12 protein-coding genes are annotated in these 16,240 nt (G+C 72.9%); 8 read left to right on the top strand and 4 right to left on the bottom strand.

Going from position 1 to position 16,240, the window contains the following annotated elements; genetic code table 11:
* A partial coding sequence (locus tag LPA27_RS10100; protein ID WP_228942338.1) for a PLP-dependent aminotransferase family protein occupies window positions 1–1,204 on the bottom strand: 1,204 nt, incomplete at its 3' end.
* A 21-nt stretch (window positions 1,205–1,225) separates the two neighbouring features.
* Here LPA27_RS10100 and LPA27_RS10105 point away from each other — a divergent pair.
* Window positions 1,226–1,948: a pyridoxamine 5'-phosphate oxidase family protein gene (locus LPA27_RS10105; protein WP_228942339.1), complete on the top strand. Its 723-nt coding sequence runs from the start codon at window positions 1,226–1,228 to the stop codon at window positions 1,946–1,948.
* The gene (gene ndk, locus LPA27_RS10110; RefSeq protein WP_193661368.1) at window positions 1,945–2,352 is read left to right on the top strand and encodes a nucleoside-diphosphate kinase; all 408 of its coding nucleotides are present in this window, start codon (window positions 1,945–1,947) and stop codon (window positions 2,350–2,352) included. The genes LPA27_RS10105 and ndk overlap by 4 nt, the downstream gene beginning before the upstream one ends.
* A 57-nt stretch (window positions 2,353–2,409) precedes the next feature.
* Here the strand turns inward: ndk and LPA27_RS10115 are convergent, their stop codons facing one another.
* Entirely contained in the window at window positions 2,410–5,895 is a 3,486-nt protein-coding gene (locus LPA27_RS10115) for a fibronectin type III domain-containing protein (protein ID WP_228942340.1), read from the bottom strand.
* Window positions 5,896–6,182: 287 nt separating this feature from the next.
* Between LPA27_RS10115 and LPA27_RS10120 the strand changes: the two genes are divergently transcribed.
* Genes LPA27_RS10120 through rodA form a run of 5 tightly spaced genes read left to right on the top strand, consistent with a single transcriptional unit; the run spans window position 6,183 to window position 12,148 of the window.
* Window positions 6,183–7,211 (top strand): rod shape-determining protein, encoded by a 1,029-nt coding sequence (locus tag LPA27_RS10120; protein ID WP_056863751.1) that lies wholly within the window; start codon window positions 6,183–6,185, stop codon window positions 7,209–7,211.
* A complete protein-coding gene (mreC, locus tag LPA27_RS10125) occupies window positions 7,211–8,221 on the top strand; it encodes a rod shape-determining protein MreC (protein WP_228942341.1) in 1,011 nt (336 codons plus the stop codon). The genes LPA27_RS10120 and mreC overlap by 1 nt, the downstream gene beginning before the upstream one ends.
* On the top strand, window positions 8,218–8,733 hold the full coding sequence (gene mreD, locus LPA27_RS10130; RefSeq protein ID WP_056863752.1) for a rod shape-determining protein MreD: 516 nt from the start codon (window positions 8,218–8,220) through the stop codon (window positions 8,731–8,733). The genes mreC and mreD overlap by 4 nt, the downstream gene beginning before the upstream one ends.
* Complete coding sequence (gene mrdA / locus LPA27_RS10135) at window positions 8,730–10,907, top strand: penicillin-binding protein 2 (protein WP_228942342.1); 2,178 nt, start codon at window positions 8,730–8,732, stop codon at window positions 10,905–10,907. Before mreD ends, mrdA begins: the two co-directional genes overlap by 4 nt.
* The gene (rodA, locus tag LPA27_RS10140) at window positions 10,904–12,148 is read left to right on the top strand and encodes a rod shape-determining protein RodA (RefSeq protein WP_228942343.1); all 1,245 of its coding nucleotides are present in this window, start codon (window positions 10,904–10,906) and stop codon (window positions 12,146–12,148) included. Before mrdA ends, rodA begins: the two co-directional genes overlap by 4 nt.
* Window positions 12,149–12,176: 28 nt before the next feature.
* Here the strand turns inward: rodA and LPA27_RS10145 are convergent, their stop codons facing one another.
* Window positions 12,177–13,298, bottom strand: a complete 1,122-nt coding sequence (locus LPA27_RS10145; RefSeq protein ID WP_056863753.1) for a calcium:proton antiporter — start codon at window positions 13,296–13,298, stop codon at window positions 12,177–12,179.
* A 119-nt stretch (window positions 13,299–13,417) separates the two neighbouring features.
* On the opposite strand from LPA27_RS10145, the gene LPA27_RS10150 reads away from it, so the two are divergent.
* Window positions 13,418–15,433: a TIGR03960 family B12-binding radical SAM protein gene (locus LPA27_RS10150; protein ID WP_056863754.1), complete on the top strand. Its 2,016-nt coding sequence runs from the start codon at window positions 13,418–13,420 to the stop codon at window positions 15,431–15,433.
* Between the two features lie 34 nt (window positions 15,434–15,467).
* Here the strand turns inward: LPA27_RS10150 and LPA27_RS10155 are convergent, their stop codons facing one another.
* Window positions 15,468–16,238, bottom strand: coding sequence for a DUF4190 domain-containing protein (locus LPA27_RS10155; protein ID WP_228942344.1), 771 nt, complete (start codon window positions 16,236–16,238; stop codon window positions 15,468–15,470).
* Window positions 16,239–16,240 lie beyond the last annotated feature (2 nt).

The raw sequence follows: 16,240 nt of genomic DNA on the forward strand, positions 1-16,240 counted from the left end.
GCGGCACCGTGACGTACATGCCCGCCGGGGGGCCGGCCGGCTCCCCGAGGGGCGCCAGCGCGGCCACGACGCGGGCCGCGCGCTCGGCGTACGTGCGGCGCGCGGAGCGGACGACCTGGTCGACGTAGCCGTCGTGCAGCAGCGAGAGCAGGGCCCGCTGGGCGGGCCAGGAGGCCGCGTCGTGGGTGGTGGCCCGGCGCTCGCACACGGCGGTGACCAGGTGGGCCGGCGGCACCAGCCAGCCCAGGCGCAGGCTGGGGGCGACGGTCTTGCTGGTGGTGCCGAGGTAGGCCACCCGGTCGCGGTCGAGCGCGGCGAGGGCGGGGATGGGTGCGACGTCGTAGCGGAACTCGGAGTCGTAGTCGTCCTCCACCACCACCGCGTCGGCGCGCCGCGCGGCCTCGAGCAGGCGCAGCCGGTGCGCGGCGGGCATCGGTGGGCCGAGCGGGTGCTGGTGGGCGGGGGTGACGTAGGCGGCGGCGCAGCCGGCGAGGTCGTCGACGGGGGCGAGCGCGGGGAGGTCGCGCACCTCGCGGCCGGTCCCGCGCACCGTCTCGACCGCGGCGCGGTAGCCGGGGTCCTCGACGCCGACCGGGCCGGGCGGGAGGACGCCCAGGAGGTGGCGGAGCCCGTCGGTGGTGCCGGCGGTGACGAGCACCTCGTCAGGGTCGAGCACGAGGCCCCGCGTGCGGGCGAGCCGCTCGGCCAGGGCCTCCCGCAGCTCCGGCAGGCCGCGCGGGTCGTCGTAGCCGCGGGGCGGGACGCTCGCCGACACCTCGCGCCACGCGCGCCGCCAGGCCGCCCGGTGGCGCGGGTCGATCCACGGGGTGCCGGCGTCGAGGCGCACCAGCGCCGCGCCGGCTGGTGCGGGAGCCGGCCGCGCGGCCGGCGGTGCGACCCGTGCGTGGAGGGCGGTGACGAAGGTGCCCGACCCGTGGCGTCCCTCCAGCCAGCCCTCGGCCACGAGCTGGGCGTAGGCCTGCTCGGCGACCGCGCGCGCCACCCCGAGGTCGGCGGCCAGGGCGCGGCTGCTGGGCAGCCGGTCGCCGGGGGAGAGGGCTCCCCGCGCGACCAGGGCCCGCACCTGGTCGCCCAGCTGCACCCCGAGCGGGTCGGCGGCGCGACGGTCGAGGTGCACGGGTAGTGCGGTCGTCACGAGTGGCCTGCCGATCTGGTCGAGGAGTGGCACGTGCGCGCGGGCCATTCAACGACGAGGCTGGACGCCGTGTCCACACCTGCCCCTGCCGCCCCGCGCTCGCCCACCCCGCTCTCGCCCACGCCGCGCACCAGCGTGACCCGCGGTCGCAGCCGCGCGGTCGAGGACCGTGCCGCCATGCACGCGCTGCTCGAGGACGCCCTCGTCGCCCACCTCGGCGTCGACGTGGGCGACCACCCGCTGGTGCTGCCGGTCGCCTTCGCCGTCGACCTCGACGGGCCCGACCGCGACGGCACCCTCTACGTGCACGGCTCGGTCGCGGCCCGCTGGCTCACCCGCTCCGGGGGGGCGACGGTCTGCGTCACGGTCACCGAGGTCGACGGCCTCGTCACCGCCCGCTCGGCCTTCCACCACTCCATGAACTACCGCTCCGTGGTCGTGGTCGGCCCCGCCCGGATCGTCACCGACCCCGCCGAGAAGGCGCGTGCCCTCGACCTCACCGTGGACCACATGGTGCCCGGTCGCGCGGCCACGCTGCGGCCCAGCACCCGCAAGGAGGTCGCCGCCACCGCGGTGCTCGCCGTGCCGCTGCACGAGGCCTCGATGAAGGTGCGCGCCGAGGGGCCCGTCGACGACGAGGCCGACGTCGAGGCCGGCACGTGGGGCGGGCACGTGCCCGTCGTACGCCGGCTGGGGGAGGCCGTCAGCGACCCCCTCACCGACGCCCCGGTGCCCGCCGACGTGCTCCGGCGGGTCGCGGCGGGCCGGGCCTCGCTAGGGTGCGGAGCATGACCCAGCGCACCCTCGTCCTGCTCAAGCCCGACACCGTCAAGCGCGGACTGGTCGGGGAGGTCCTCTCCCGCTTCGAGGCCAAGGGCCTGCGCATCGTGGCCATGGAGCACCGCCTCATCGACGCCGCGAAGGCCGACGAGCACTACGCCGAGCACGTCGAGCGCGACTTCTACCCGCCGCTGCGCACCTTCGTCACCAGCGGCCCGCTCGTCGCGCTCGTGCTCGAGGGCGACGAGGCCATCGAGGTCGTGCGCGCCCTCAACGGCGCCACCGACGGCCGCAAGGCCGCCCCCGGCACCATTCGCGGCGACCTGTCGCTGTCGAACCGCGAGAACCTCGTGCACGGCTCCGACTCCCCGGAGTCCGCCGAGCGCGAGATCGCGATCTGGTTCCCCGGCCTCTGAGCCCGACGGCCCCGACCGTCGCCGTGGCGGCGAGGGTCGGGGCCGGTGCTCTTGCCGTCAGTCGCGGGTACGCCGCACTGTCTTGCTCCACCCGCTGAACTCGCCGGCGCCTACGGCGTTCACGGCTTGCACCCGGAAGCTGTAGCCACGGCCCGGCTTCACGCGCTCCACGACCAGCCGGGCCTTGTCGGCCGAGACCTCGACCGTGCGGCCGCTGCGCCACTCCACGACGTAGTGGGTGAGCGCTGCGCCGTTGGCGAGGGGCTCTTCCCAGCGCACGACGACGCCGGTGCCCCTGAGTCGCGCCGTAGGTCGTGCGATCGCGAGTGGCGCGCCCGCGGGGGTGACGGCAGCCGAGGGCTTGGACGACGCGCTTTCACCGGCTCGGTTGAGTGCGGTGACCGTGAACGTGTAGGGCACGCCGTTGGTGAGGCCAACCACCTCCGCGCTCGAGCGGTTGGCTGTCACCGTGGTGGTGAGTCCGCCGGGGGACGTGGTCACGGTGTAGCCGGTGATCGGAGCGCCGTTGTCGGAGGCAGGTGCCCATGACACCACCGCCCGCTGGTCGTGGGCGACGGCGGAGACCGTGCGCGGCGCCGCAGGGGTGCCCGCCGGGACGACGGGGGAGCTGGGTGCTGAGCCCGGGCTGGTGCCGGTCGCGTTGGTCGCCGACACGGTGAAGGTGTAGGCCGTCCCGTTCTCCAAACCGGTCACCGCGAGCGAGGTGGCTCCGGGGCCGGCGCTCCTGCGGCCCCCGCCGGGGAACTGGGTCACGGTGTAACCCGTGATCGCGTCGCCGTTGTCCTTGCCTGGGGTCCACGCCACGGTGGCCGACCCGTCGCCGGCGGTGGCGGTGACGCCGGTCGGAGCCTCGGGCGCCGCCGCGGGCGGGGCCGGGGTGGTCGGCGTCGTACCTCCTCCGCCGCCTCCTCCGCCGCCTCCTCCGCCGCCGCCTCCGCCCGAGCTGGGCGCGTCGGCAGTGGTGACAGGCGGGGAGGGCTCTGACGCTGGGCCCGACCCGTCCGCGGAGTCGGCGGTCACGGTGAAGGTGTAGGTGGTGGCGTGGGACAGGTCACTGAGGACCGCGCGACGACTGTCTGCGCCGACAGCGATGCTGCGGCCTCCTGGTGAGGCGGTGACCTTGTAGCCCGTGACCGTCCGACCACCGGCGGTGGCTGGCGCCGACCAAGTGACGGTGGCCGTCGTGCCCGAGACCGTCGCGGCGACCTCGCCGGGAGCACCCAGGCCCGGTTCCGGAGCCAGGAAGGACTCGCTCTCCTGCAGTGGCGACCGACCGAGGGCGTTCTCGACGTAGGACGAGACGCGGTAAAGGGCTCCTGGGGTCAGGTCGTCGAAGACGAAGCTCTCGGAGTTGTCGGTGCGCCATGAGCGCAAGGGCCGTGTGAAGGACGCGACGACCTCTCGGGTCTCACGGTCCGTCACGTAGGCCACGACCGTGCTGCCCAGTCCGCCGTCGGACCCGGGGTGGACGGTGAGGGTGGCTCGACCGGCCTCATCGATCCCGTCCGCCTGGTAGTGCTGTCCAGGGGGCAGGGTCGGTGTCGGGGCCGCCGAGGCGTCCAGCGTCGGCAGGTAGGACACCCGGGAGCGACCGCCGATGCGGTGGGCGGCCTCGCTGTCGCTCGCCTCCCAGTGGTTGCCCGCAGCGTTGATGACGCAGTCGTCGCGGCTCGACAGGCTGCTGGTGCGCTCGAAGGTGTTGCCGCTGAGAGCGAGGCGTCCTGAGCCGGCGCAGATGAGATCGGCCTCGCGGAACCGGTTGTTCTCGATGGTGACGTGGCCGACACGGGGGTTGTCGAGGGACAGCCCACTGCCGTTGATGGTGTCGCCGGGGAAGGTGTTGCGAGCCAGGACTACCTCGCCTCGCGCGTTGTCGATCGCCAGGTGTGCGACCACACGAGAGTCGGTCAAGGTGAAGGACGCGTAGTCGTCGACAGGGGCGTAGTCGCTGTCGACGCCCCACAGCGCTCCTCCCACATCGCTGGTCAGGCCATCGAGGTCGAAGACGGCGGTCGGCGACGTCCCGGCGAACAGGCGCGCATAAATGCCGTTCGGATCCCCTGGTCGGACGATCTCCACAGGTGCGTCGCGGGAGCCTCGGGCCACGAGGGTGCCGGCGTTGTGGAACATGGCCTGGCGGTAGCGATCAGGAAAGGAGTCCGCCTGCCTCACGACGACACCGGCCTCGAGCGTCAGAGTGATGCCTGCGGGGATCACGACGGGTCGCGTGAGGTTGTAGGGCCCCGCCGAAGCTGTCCATGTGGTGTCGTGTGTGAGCGTTCCGCCGGCGCTCGGGTCGCTATCACCTGGGGTGGGGTCGGTGGGCGTCGGCGAGGTCGGGGTGGGGGCGATGAACGACTCGGTCTCGATCGCGACACCTGACCCGAGGGCGTTCTCCGCGGCGGCGGAGAGACGGTAGAGCCGCCCGGGGGTCAGGTGGGTGAACGTGAACTGCTCGAGCGTCGAGGCCTGCCATGAAGCCTGGGGGCGCCGCTGGGTCTCGACCACCTCCCCGGTCTCCCGGTCGGTGGCCCTCACGACCACCGTGGCTGATCTACCGCCGGCGGTGCCGGTCGTGACCTGGGCCACCGGATAGCCCTCAGGTGACGTGAAGTAGCTGAGGTAACCGATGCGTGGCACGAGAGGTGGTGTGTCTGCGGTCGGCCCCTCCGCGAGCGGCGTCACCACCACACGCGCCGCACCCCGAATGCGATTGCCCAGTGCGCCGTCCACCTGCTCCCAGTAGGAGCCGGAGACGTCGAGGAGGCAGTCATCGGCGCTGCTCACGCCGCTGCCGTCGTAGTCGTCGAAGCGCTCGAGCACGTTCCCCGGTGCCGAGAGTCGGCCAGCGCCACTGCACCCGAAGCCGCTCGAGCGGAAGCGGTTGTCGGTGAGGTTGACGTGTCCGACCCGGGGATTGGCGACCGTCACGTCCCGCGCTCCGCCATAGCGGCTGGAGCGGACCACGGTGTTGCGGGCGAAGACGACGTCGCCGAGTGCGTTGTCGACGTGGAAGTCTGACTCGACCAGTGCGGAGTCCGTGATGCTCAGGTCGGAGAACCGGTCCGAACGGTCCCACAATGATGTAGGACCGAGGGTGTGCAGGCCGGTGACGTCGATGGACGCCGACTGCTCACCCGGTGCTCCTGCGAACAGACCCCCGCCATAGCCCTGGTCGAAGAAGACCCCGGCGGCCGTCGTCACCGGCTCCTCCGCGGTCCCGTCGACGTCGACGCTGCCGGCGACCCTGAGGAGTGGGCCGAAATAGAACGCCTGGTCTCGGACGAGGTCGACCCCTTCCTCGATCGTCAACGTGACCCCGGCGGGCACATCGACGGTGCCGGTGAAGGTGAAGGGACCGTTCGCCGCGCTCCAGGTGGTGTCCTCGGTCAGGGCGCCGGACACGACGGTGCCGCTGGATTCGGCTGCAGCGGGAGCAGCAGTGACGACGGCTGCGCCACTCAGTGCCAGGCCGAGGACGACGGCGAGATGGGCAAGTCTGCTGGAGGCGCGTGGGTGCATGGATCCCCCCGGATCACGAGCATCGGGACGGCGCTGACGAGGTCCATCACCGCTCGCGAGGACGTTAAGTAAAGAACGCGTGGGCCGAGGCATTGATTTGAGTGGCTGCCCAACGCGCACAAAACCGGACCGTTCGACGGCGCACCCCACGAGTCACACACGCACCACGCGCCTCGGCGTGCCTGCGCCGAACCGGGCGGGGACGTCCTTACCCTCGGGTGAGGGTCGACCCGTCCGTCGTGCCCTCCTTCCCCTGCACGGCACGAGCGCACTGCGAGGCACGAGTCATGGCGAACAGCTTCTTCGGCCGGGACATGGCCGTGGATCTCGGCACCGCCAACACGCTGGTCTACGCCCGCGGCAGGGGCGTCCTGCTCGACGAGCCCAGCGTGGTGGCCCTCAACGCCTCGACCGGCGAGATCCTCGCGGTCGGCCACGAGGCCAAGCGGATGATCGGGCGCACGCCCGACAACATCACCGCCATCCGCCCCCTCAAGGACGGCGTCATCGCCGACTTCGAGGCCACCGAGCAGATGCTGCGCTACTTCATCCAGCAGGTGCACCGGCGCCGGTCGTGGGCCAAGCCCCGCATGGTGATCTGCGTGCCCAGCGGCATCACCGCGGTCGAGCAGCGTGCGGTGAAGGAGGCGGGCTACCAGGCCGGCGCCCGCCGGGTCTACATCGTCGAGGAGCCCATGGCCGCCGCCATCGGCGCGGGCCTCCCGGTGCACCAGGCCACCGGCAACATGGTGGTCGACGTCGGCGGCGGCACGACCGAGGTCGCCGTGATCTCGCTGGGCGGCATCGTGACCAGCCTGTCGATCCGCACCGCGGGCGACGACCTCGACGCCGCGATCGTGGCGTGGATGAAGAAGGAGTACTCGCTCATGCTCGGCGAGCGCACCGCCGAGGAGGTCAAGATGACCCTCGGCTCGGCGTTCCCGCTGCCCGACGAGCCCGAGGCCGAGATCCGGGGCCGCGACATGGTCTCCGGCCTGCCGCGCACCGTCGTCGTGTCCAGCGCCGAGGTGCGCCTGGCCCTGGAGGAGCCGCTGCACGCGATCGTCGACGCGGTGCGCGCCACCCTCGACCAGACCCCGCCCGAGCTGGCCGGCGACATCATGGACCGCGGCATCGTCCTCACCGGCGGCGGCGCGCTGCTGCGCGGCCTCGACGAGCGGCTGCGCCACGAGACCGGCATGCCGGTCCACGTCGCGGAGGACCCGCTCACCTCGGTGGCCCTCGGCGCCGGCAAGTGCGTCGAGGAGTTCGAGGCCCTCCAGCAGGTGCTCGTGAGCGACCCGAGGCGCTACTGATGAGCCTGCTCGAGCGCGTGCGCACCCCCGACGGCTCCGGCCAGCCCGGAGCCTCCGGCCTGCCCGGCCGCTCCGGCTCGACCGTCCGCTCCCGCTCCGAGCGCGAGCGTCGCTGGAGCGCGGGCCGTGGGCCGCAGCGCCGTCCCTCCCGTGCCCTGCTGCTGGCGCTGGTGCTGGCCAGCACCAGCCTGATGGTGCTCGACCGCACCGGCGGCGAGGACTCCCCGCTGGAGCCGGCACGCCGCGTCGTGGGCGAGGCCCTCGGCCCCGTGGAGACCGGGGCCACTGCGGTGGTCCGCCCCTTCGCGAGCATCCCGGAGTGGTTCCGCACGCAGGGATCGCTGCGCGACGACCTCGACGCCCTCGAGGCCGAGAACTCGCTGCTGCGCGGCGAGCTGGCGACCGCCGGCCTCGACGCCAACCGCCTGGCGGAGTACGACGGGCTCACCCGCACCGCCGAGGACCTGGGCCACACCCTCGTCCCGGCACGCGTGGTCGGCGTCGGACCCGCCCAGTCCTTCTCCAGCACCGTCACCCTCGACGCCGGCTCGCAGGCCGGGCTCGCCCCCGACATGACGGTCGTCAACAACGACGGGCTCGTGGGCCGCGTCCTGCGGGTCACCCGCACCACCGCCACGGTCGTGCTGATCATCGACTCCGAGTCGACCGTCGGCGCCCGCGCGGGGGAGAGCATGGAGGTCGGCTTCCTGCGCGGACGCGGCTCCTTCGGCGACGGCGGTCGGCTCGACCTCGAGCTGGTCGACGACCAGTCGGTGCCGGCGCGCGACGACAACGTCGTCACGTGGGGCAGCGACGCGGGCGCGCCGTACCTCTCCGGCATCCCGGTCGGACGTGTCACGCAGGTCTACAGCTCGCTGCGCGACACCTCGCAGCGCGCCGTGGTCGAGCCCTTCGTCGACTTCAGCTCCCTCGACCTGGTGGGCGTCATCGTGCCCGCCGGCACCGACAGCGACCGCGCCGTCATCGACGCCGAGGGGGAGCTGCGATGAGCGCGCTGCGCGCGGCGGTGGCCGGGCTGGCCGTGCTGGTCGCCCTCGCCCTCCAGGTCGCCCTCTTCCCGCACCTGGCCTGGCAGGGCATCGTGCCCAACCTGTGCCTGCTGGTCGTCGTGGCCGCGGCGCTGACGCGGGGCCCGCAGTTCGCGATGGTGCTCGGCTTCGCCGCCGGCCTGCTGCTCGACCTGGCCCCGCCGGCCGACCACGTCGCCGGCCGCTGGGCCCTCGCGCTGCTCGTCGTCGGTTACGTCGCCGGGCTCGTGCGCCAGGACGTGCGACCCACCGCGGTCACCGTGGTCGGCACCGTCGCCGCCTCGTCCTTCGTCGGCACGTCGGTCTTCGCGATCAGCGGCCTGCTGCTGCGCGACCCGGTGCTCGGGGTCGGCGACATGATCCAGGTCATCGGCGTCGCCCTGGTCTGGGACGTCCTGCTCACCCCCTTCGTGCTGCCTCCCCTCATGGCCGCCTTCCGCCGCCTCGAGCCCGGCCGGGCGGCCCTGCTGTGAGCGTGCGCACCGGCCGGCCCACCGGCCTGACCGTCAACGGCGAGGAGCAGGCCGGCACCCGGCGCAGCCGGCTGCGCCTCGTGGTCATCCAGGCCCTCGTCTTCTCCCTCTTCGCGACCCTCGGCGTGCGCCTCTACTACCTCCAGGTCGTCAGCGGCGAGCAGTACCGGACCCAGGCCGCCTCCCAGTCGGTGCGCGACATCGTCGTGCAGCCCCAGCGCGGCCTCATCGTCGACGACATGGGCCGACCCCTGGTGAGCAACCGCACCTCGTGGGTGGTCTCGGTCGACCGCACGCTGCTGGGCAAGCTGCGCGCGCGCGACCAGCGCACCGTGCTCGAGCGGGTCGCCGAGGTCAGCCGCACCCCGGTCCGTGACATCCGGCGCGCGCTGCTGACCTGCGGCGACCCCGGCAGCATCGAGGGCTCGTGCTGGAACGGCTCTCCCTACCAGCCGGTGCCCGTGGCCGAGGACGTGCCCAAGCGCACCGCGCTGATGATCCTCGAGCAGCCCGAGGACTACCCCGCGGTGCTGGCCGAGCAGCAGACCGTGCGCTCCTACCCCTCGCCGTACGGCGTGAACCTGGCCCACGTGCTGGGCTACCTCAGCCCGATCACCGAGGACGAGCTCGACCAGGCCGAGGCCGACGACGACAGCTCGGTCAACGGCGCCTCCTCGGTCGGCCGCGCCGGCGTCGAGAAGCAGTACGACGCCTGGCTGCGCGGCATGCCCGGCTACAAGTCGGTGGCCGTCGACTCGATGGGCCGCGTGCTCGGCGACGACGGCGAGGTGCAGGCCCGCCCCGGCGACACGCTCGTCACCTCCATCGACGCGCGCGTGCAGGGCGTGGTGGAGCGCCAGCTGGCCCAGACCATCACGACCGCCCGCTCGACCTTCGACACCGTGACGGGCAAGAACTACGTCGCCGACTCCGGCGCCGCCGTGGTGCTCGAGGCCGACACCGGCCGCGTCGTGGCCATGGCCAGCCAGCCCACCTACGACCCCGAGGTCTGGGTCGGCGGCATCACCCAGAAGCAGCTCTCGCGGCTGTTCTCCGAGGCGGCCGGCACCCCGCTGCTGGGCCGCGCCACCCAGGGCCAGTTCGCCCCGGGCTCGACGTGGAAGCCGTTCATGACCGCGGGTGCGCTCACCCACGGCTACTCACCGAGCACGTCGCTGAACTGCTCCTCCTCCTTCCGCGTCGGCAACCGCGACTTCAAGAACTACGAGTCCGGCGCCTACGGCTTCATCTCCTTCGCCAAGGCCCTCGAGGTCTCCTGCAACACCTTCTTCTACCGCGTGGGCTACGACTACTGGCAGCGCTTCGGCTCCGACGTCAGCGACGTCGACGCCAAGGACCCGCTCGTGGCCGAGGCGCAGGCCTTCGGCTTCGGCTCCGAGACCGGCATCGACCTGCCCGGCGAGGCCTCGGGCCGCATCGCGGACCGGAAGTGGAAGCTCGCCTACTACGAGTCGATGAAGGACTACTACTGCGGCATCGCCGACAAGCCGCAGGACGCGGAGACCTCCGACTTCGTCTACACCTTCGCCGGGGAGTTCTGCGTCGAGGGCTTCGCCTACCGCGCCGGCGACGCGGTCAACTTCGCCATCGGCCAGGGCGACACCATCGTCACCCCGCTCCAGCTGGCCCGCGCCTACGGCGCGCTGGCCAACGGCGGCACCCTCTACGCCCCGCGCGTGGGCAAGGCCGTCGTCGGCCCCGACGGCAAGGTCATCCAGCGGATCCCGCCGAAGGTGCAGGGTCGCGTCGACCTGCCCGAGGAGACGCTGCGCTACGTCGACGAGGCCCTCAAGAACGTCACCCGCGTCGGCACGATGGCCTGGCGCATGGTCGGCTTCCCCCTCGACGAGGTGCCGATCCGCTCCAAGACCGGCTCCGCGGAGGTCTACGGCAAGCAGTCGACCTCGTGGGTCGCCTCCTACTCCGACGACTACGTCGTGGTGATGATGGTCAGCCAGGGCGGCACGGGCTCGGGCACCTCGGGCCCGGCGGTGCGCAAGATCTGGGAGGCGCTGTACGGCGTGGACGGCGAGTCGGTCGTGGCCGACGACGCCGCGATCCCCGGCACCACCCCGCCCGCGGGCCTGCCCACCTTCGCCGACGACGGCTCGATCCTGCCGCCGGTGCGGCCGACCACGGAGGAGTCCCGGTGAGCACCACCGTCCGCCCGACCGTCCGACCGAGCACGCGTCCGGGCCTGCGCCCGGCCCCGGTGTCGGCGACCACGCGTCCCCGGCTGCGCTGGGCCGGCGTCGACTGGGTCCTGCTCGGCGCCGTGCTCGGCCTGGTCACCCTCGGGACCCTGCTGGTCTGGTCGGCCACGATCGGTCGCGACGACCTCACCGGGGGCGACCCCACGGCCTACCGCGACAAGCAGCTGGTCAACGTGTCCATCGGCCTGGTGCTGATGGCCGGGGTGGCCGTCTCCGACCACCGCTGGGTCCGCGTCGCGGCGCCGCTGGTCTACCTCGGCTCGGTCCTCGGCCTGGTGCTCGTGCTCGTCATGGGCACGACCATCAACGGCTCGCGCTCGTGGCTGATGCTCGGCGGCATGTCGGTGCAGCCCTCGGAGTTCGCCAAGCTCGCCGTGGTCATCGGCATGGGCCTCGTGCTCGCCGGCCGGGCCCGCGGCCGCTGGCGCTCGCGCGTCGGCGGGGTCGAGGTGGGGCTGATGCTCCTCATCGCCGCCGTGCCCGCCGCGCTCATCCTGCTCCAGCCCGACCTCGGCACGATGCTCGTGCTGACCGCGACCGTGTTCGGGGTGCTGGCGGTCTCCGGGGCCCCGCGCCGGTGGCTGGCCCTGCTCGCCGGCGGCGGCGTCACCGCCGCCGCGGTCGCGGTGGCGGCCGGGGTGCTCAAGGACTACCAGGTCGACCGCTTCATGGCCTTCACCAACCCCGACCTCGACCCCCGCGGCGCCGGCTACAACGTCGAGCAGGCCCGCATCGCGGTCGGCAACGGCGGCCTCGTCGGCGAGGGCCTCTTCGACGGCTCGCAGACCCGCTCGGGCTTCGTGCCCGAGCAGCACACCGACTTCGTCTTCACCGTGGCCGGCGAGGAGCTCGGCCTGCTCGGCGCCGGCCTCGTCATCGCCCTGCTGCTCGTCGTGCTGTGGCGGGCGCTGGTCATCGCCACCCGCACCGAGGACGTGTTCGGCCGCGTCGCCGCCGCCGGCATCGCCTGCTGGTTCGGCTTCCAGGCCTTCCAGAACATCGGCATGTGCCTGGGGATCATGCCTGTCACCGGCGTGCCGCTGCCCTTCGTGTCCTACGGCGGCTCCTCGATGTTCGCCGGCATGCTCGCCGTCGGCCTGCTGCAGAACATCCACCTGCGCGCCAGCGCGCCCCAGCCGCAGCGCTACACCGCCTCGCCCCGGGTGCGCGCCGTCCGCTGAGCCCGGTGCACCCCTGGGGCGGTGCGGCTCAGGGCTGCACGGACAGGAACAGGAACGTCGCGAGCAGCACCAGGTGCACGAAGCCCTGGAGCGACTTGGCCCGGCCCTGCGCGATGGTGAGGCTCGAGACCACCACGGTGATGGCCAGCAGCACCATCTGCGTCGGCTCGAGGCCGAGCACGAGCGGGCCGTCGAGCCAGATCATCGCCACCGCGATGGTCGGGATCGTCAGGCCGATGGAGGCCATCGCCGAGCCGTAGGCGAGGTTGAGGCTGATCTGCACCCGGTCGCGCGCGGCGTTGCGCACGGCGGCGATCGACTCCGGGGCCAGCACGAGCAGGGCGATGACCACGCCGACGACGGCGTAGGGGAAGCCCAGGGCCGAGACGGTGTCCTCGATGGTGGGGGAGAGCAGCTTGGCCAGGCCGACCACCGCGACCAGGGCCCCGACCAGCAGGCCCAGGCTCAGCCAGGCCTCCCGGGCCGGCGGCGGGTCGGCGTGGCCGTCCTCGTCCTCGTCGACCAGGCCGGTGACACGGCCCTGCTCGTCGCTGGTGACCGGCACGAAGAAGTCGCGGTGGCGGATGGTCTGGGTGAAGACGAAGGCGCCGTAGAGCGCGAGCGAGGCGACCGCGGCGAAGCCCAGCTGCGAGGCGGAGTACTCCCGACCCGCGCCGGAGGTGGTGAAGCTGGGCAGCACCAGGCAGACCGCGGCGAGCGCCACCACGGTGGAGAGGGCCGAGCCCGTGCCGGAGGCGTTGAAGCTGACCAGGTGGTGCTTGACCGCCCCCACCAGCAGGGCGATCCCGGCGATGCCGTTGAGGGTGATCATGAGGGCGGCGAAGACGGTGTCACGGGCGTAGGTGCTCGTGCCCTCGCCGCCGCTGGTCATCAGCATGACGATCAGCCCGACCTCGATCACGGTCACCGCGACGGCCAGGATGAGCGAGCCGAAGGGCTCGCCGACCTTGTGGGCGACGACCTCGGCGTGGTGCACGGCGGCCACGATCGCCCCGACGAGGACGACCGCGATGAGCACCAGCACCGGCCACGCCTCGTGGCTGGCCCAGGTGGCGGCGAGCACCACCAGGGCGAGGACGGGCACCACGACCGTCCACTGGAACCGGCCGCGGACGCTCGTGTCGGTCATGGCACGAGCCTAGACGCGCGGACTCGGTCGGCTCCGCGGGGCTGACGTACCCTGAGACCTTGTCCGGAGCGCGTCCGGGGACCCCCGGACGCCACCACGACCCGCTGTGAGGTTGCTGCATGTCCCCGACCCTGGGCTCCGCCGGGAGCCGCGTGCTCGGCGAGAGCGTCTTCTCCCGTCTCGAGCCCTTCCTGCCGAGCGTGTCGAAGCCGATCCAGTACGTCGGCGGCGAGCTCAACTCCACCGTCAAGGCGTGGGACTGCGCGGCCGAGAGCGCCGACGGCGGCGAGACCGTGCGCTGGGCGCTGATGTACCCCGACGCCTACGAGGTCGGCCTGCCCAACCAGGGCGTCCAGATCCTCTACGAGGTGCTCAACGAGCGCGACTGGATCGTCGCGGAGCGCACCTACGCGGTGTGGCCCGACCTGGAGGAGATCATGCGGCGCGGCGACGCGCAGGGGCCGATCCCGCAGTTCACCGTCGACGCCCACCGCCCCGTGCGCGACTTCGACGTGCTCGGGCTGAGCTTCTCCACCGAGCTGGGCTACACCAACATGCTCAACGCCCTCGACCTCGCGGGCATCCCGCTGCACGCCGCCGACCGCACCGACGGCGACACCATCGTGCTCGCCGGCGGCCACGCCGCCTTCAACCCCGAGCCCATCGCCGACTTCATCGACGCCGCCGTGCTCGGCGACGGTGAGGAGGTCGTGCTGGCGATCTCGGAGGTCGTGCGCGACTGGAAGGCCCAGGGCCGCCCGGCCGGCGACATGGCCTCGGGCCGCGACGAGCTGCTGCGCCGGCTCGCGGTGAGCGGCAACATCTACGTGCCCCGCTTCTACGACGTCTCCTACGCCGCCGACGGCACGCTCGAGGCCGTCGTGCCGACCGTGCCCGGCGTGCCCCACCGCGTGCGCAAGCACACGCTCATGGACCTCGACGCCTGGCCCTACCCCGCCAAGCCGCTGGTGCCGCTGGCCGAGACCGTCCACGAGCGCTTCTCGGTCGAGATCTTCCGCGGCTGCACCCGCGGCTGCCGCTTCTGCCAGGCCGGCATGATCACCCGCCCGGTGCGGGAGCGCTCCATCGAGACCATCGGCGCGATGGTCGAGAACGGCATCCGCACGACGGGCTTCGAGGAGGTCGGCCTGCTCTCGCTCTCCAGCGCCGACCACACCGAGATCGGCGAGGTCGCCAAGGGCCTGGCCGACCGCTACGAGGGCACCAACGTCTCGCTCTCGCTGCCCTCGACGCGCGTCGACGCCTTCAACATCTCGCTGGCCAACGAGTTCTCCCGCAACGGCCGGCGCTCGGGCCTGACCTTCGCCCCCGAGGGCGGCTCGGAGCGGCTGCGCAAGGTGATCAACAAGATGGTCACCGAGGAGGACCTGATCCGCACCGTCGCGGCGGCGTACTCCCACGGCTGGCGGCAGGTGAAGCTCTACTTCATGTGCGGCCTGCCCACCGAGACCGACGAGGACGTGCTCCAGATCGCCGACCTGGCCAAGCGGGTCATCGCCAAGGGCCGCGAGGTCTCCGGGCGCAACGACATCCGCTGCACGGTCTCCATCGGCGGGTTCGTGCCCAAGCCGCACACCCCCTTCCAGTGGGCCGCGCAGCTCGACCACGAGACCACCGACGACCGGCTGCGCCAGCTGCGCGAGACCGTGCGCGCCGACAAGAAGTTCGCCCGCGCCATCGGCTTCCGCTACCACGACGGCAAGCCCGGCATCGTCGAGGGACTCCTCTCCCGCGGCGACCGCCGCGTCGGCGCCGTCATCGAGCAGGTCTGGCGCGACGGAGGCCGCTTCGACGGCTGGAGCGAGCACTTCTCCTACGACCGCTGGATGCAGGCCGCCGCGCAGGCGCTGGCGGGCACCGGCGTCGACGTCGACTGGTACACCGTGCGCGAGCGCGGCTACGACGAGACCCTCCCGTGGGACCACCTCGACTCCGGCCTCGACAAGGACTGGCTCTGGGCCGACTGGGAGGACGCCATCGACCCCTCCTCCGACGTCGAGGTCGAGGACTGCCGCTGGACCCCCTGCTACGACTGCGGCGTGTGCCCCGAGATGGACACCGAGATCCAGATCGGCCCCACCGGGCGCCAGCTGCTGCCGCTCGCCGTCGTCTGACCCGCCGTCCGACCCGGCGTCCTCGGGAGCGGGGTCAGGAGGCGGCGCCCAGGAGCGGGGCGTCGAGGGAGGACCCGTCGGTGTTGTAGGCCACGCAGACCACCCGGTCGCCGTCCTGCGGCGGGACCTGCTCGGAGATCGGGATGAGGGTCATGCGGGAGATGTCGACCTCGGTGCCGTCGTAGCCCTCGGCGCTGGCCAGCTCGGCGCAGCCGGTGGGCTCGCCGTCGACGACCTCGGTGGCCACGACCTCCCCGTCGTGGGCCTCGGTGCAGTCGACCTCGCGGATGTCGGTGACGTTCTCCTCGGAGTCGTCGGTCAGCCCGTCGGCGGTGAGGCAGGTGCCGGCCTCGAGGTCGTCGAGGGTGGTCAGGCTGGTGCCCACGGTGACGAGGGCGACGATGCCTCCGATGAGCGCGAGGGTGCCGAGCAGGCCCACGACGATGGCGGTGACCGCGGCCCAGCGGCCCCTGGCGCGGCCCTCCTTGGTGCGGCCCAGCCCGACGAGGCCGAGGATCGCGCCGACGAAGGACAGGCAGCAGGTGAAGCTCAGCACCAGCGCCACGACGGAGAGGGTGTCGGTGCCCTGCGAGCCGCTCGGGTGGGTGGGACCGCCGGGGTAGCTCTGGCCGTAGGGGCCCGCGGGCTGGGCCCCGGGCTGGCCGTACGGCGACCCCGCAGGCTGGCCGTACGGCGACCCCCCGGGCTGGCCGTAGGGGGTGGGCTGGCCGTACGGCGACGGCGGGCCGGCCGGGTCGCCGTCGGCGCCGCCCTGGTCGCCGGGGCCGTGGGGAGGTGTCGTCACGC

It is taken from the genome of Nocardioides sp. Leaf374 (assembly GCF_916862475.1).
Lineage (GTDB): Bacteria > Actinomycetota > Actinomycetes > Propionibacteriales > Nocardioidaceae > Nocardioides > Nocardioides kribbensis.

Coding starts and splice junctions, on each gene's coding strand:
- LPA27_RS10115 (WP_228942340.1), bottom strand. CDS start 5,895: ATGCACCCACGCGCCTCCAGCAGACTTGCCCATCTCGCCGTCGTCCTC.
- LPA27_RS10150 (WP_056863754.1), top strand. CDS start 13,418: ATGTCCCCGACCCTGGGCTCCGCCGGGAGCCGCGTGCTCGGCGAGAGC.
- ndk (WP_193661368.1), top strand. CDS start 1,945: ATGACCCAGCGCACCCTCGTCCTGCTCAAGCCCGACACCGTCAAGCGC.
- mreC (WP_228942341.1), top strand. CDS start 7,211: ATGAGCCTGCTCGAGCGCGTGCGCACCCCCGACGGCTCCGGCCAGCCC.
- LPA27_RS10145 (WP_056863753.1), bottom strand. CDS start 13,298: ATGACCGACACGAGCGTCCGCGGCCGGTTCCAGTGGACGGTCGTGGTG.
- mreD (WP_056863752.1), top strand. CDS start 8,218: ATGAGCGCGCTGCGCGCGGCGGTGGCCGGGCTGGCCGTGCTGGTCGCC.
- LPA27_RS10120 (WP_056863751.1), top strand. CDS start 6,183: ATGGCGAACAGCTTCTTCGGCCGGGACATGGCCGTGGATCTCGGCACC.